The sequence below is a fragment of the Acinetobacter sp. YH16052 genome, assembly GCF_013417155.1.
Lineage (GTDB): Bacteria > Pseudomonadota > Gammaproteobacteria > Pseudomonadales > Moraxellaceae > Acinetobacter.
Genome location: NZ_VPEO01000187.1, coordinates 1 through 1156, shown reverse-complemented (window position 1 = coordinate 1156; position 1156 = coordinate 1). Strand labels below are relative to the sequence as shown.

At 38.9% G+C, this 1156-nt stretch carries 2 protein-coding genes; both read right to left on the bottom strand.

Annotated elements, in window-relative coordinates; genetic code table 11:
- Window positions 1–97 precede the first annotated feature (97 nt).
- Window positions 98–436, bottom strand: a complete 339-nt coding sequence (locus tag FTV42_RS17190; protein ID WP_180012225.1) for a hypothetical protein — start codon at window positions 434–436, stop codon at window positions 98–100.
- 46 nt (window positions 437–482) lie between these two features.
- On the bottom strand, window positions 483–998 hold the full coding sequence (locus FTV42_RS17185; protein ID WP_257223490.1) for a plasmid replication DNA-binding protein: 516 nt from the start codon (window positions 996–998) through the stop codon (window positions 483–485).
- Window positions 999–1156: the final 158 nt, after the last annotated feature.

The following is a 1156-nucleotide window of genomic DNA, read 5'->3' as shown; positions in this document are numbered from 1 at the left end:
CTTCTAGATGAAGCTCAATTTCGAAAATTGCACCCTTTTCTTATAAGTGTGGGCTTCCAACCACCAAAAAAAACAGCCCTTTAAGGGCTGTTTTTTTTTATCGACCAAGCTCTCGATTGAACTCGATGCATGTAGCAAAAGCATGATCGAAAATTTCTCGTGTAATCTTCTCTTTTGCTTCAGGAGTCGCTTTTATCGGTGCTTTAAAAGCCACATCGATGACTCCTTCTCTATATACCCAAGTGTAGTCAGTACCGTACTTTTTCTTCGCGTCAGCATAAAAAACTTCTTTTGAAACACCTGCTTGTCGTGCTCGACTAGCGTGAACAGCAGTTTCACCTGCAGGAGTACACTCTCGCATAAGGGCTTCATCCGTCATCGCACCATGTGCAGAAAAAGTCAAAAAGCACAAACTTGATAAAATTATCTTTTTCATTCTTCACCCTCTTATAAGTTATTATATTTTATATAAAAGTTAAAAATTAGCTATCAAAAACTGCACCTAACACACGTCCTAAAAGTCCTTTTCTATGTCTTTTTAACTCCATGTCCGTTTGCTTTTCCCTTGCATCCTCTGACGTTTCTGTGATTTTTGGCTCACTAAGGAGTTCTGGTTGGTCTTGGGCAGTATTCTCTTTCTTGATACTTACATCTGCTGGCTTTGGTGCAGAAAGTAAAGTTTGCAAAAGGTGAATGCTTTGATCTTTAGTCGTGATTTGATCCTTTAAAAAGATTTCATTTTCTTCTAACTTTTTTATCTGTTTTTCAAGCATTTCTACCTGTAACCGTAAGGTGTAACTCTCTGTCTCTTTTTCTGTAACCTGTTGCTGTATATGCGTTACAGGCACTCCCCTATCAGAAGGCTCACCAAGTACACGTAAGGCTTCCGCAAAGTCTATCAAGCCATCCGCAGACTTAGATAGTTCTCCTTTTTTTATACGCTTATAGATACTTTGCCGATTGATCCCGTAAATTGTTGCAAGCTCTCCCACCCTCATTTATTTCATAGGTTACACCCCCGTAACTTGCTGTAAGACGATGACAGAAAGGTTACTGTAACCCTGTAAATTTGGTCAATGTTTATTATTTATACATAGCACTAAAAAAACCGTAATTGAGCCGTTTTTTCCTGCCGAATGGCTGAGGATACTGTTTA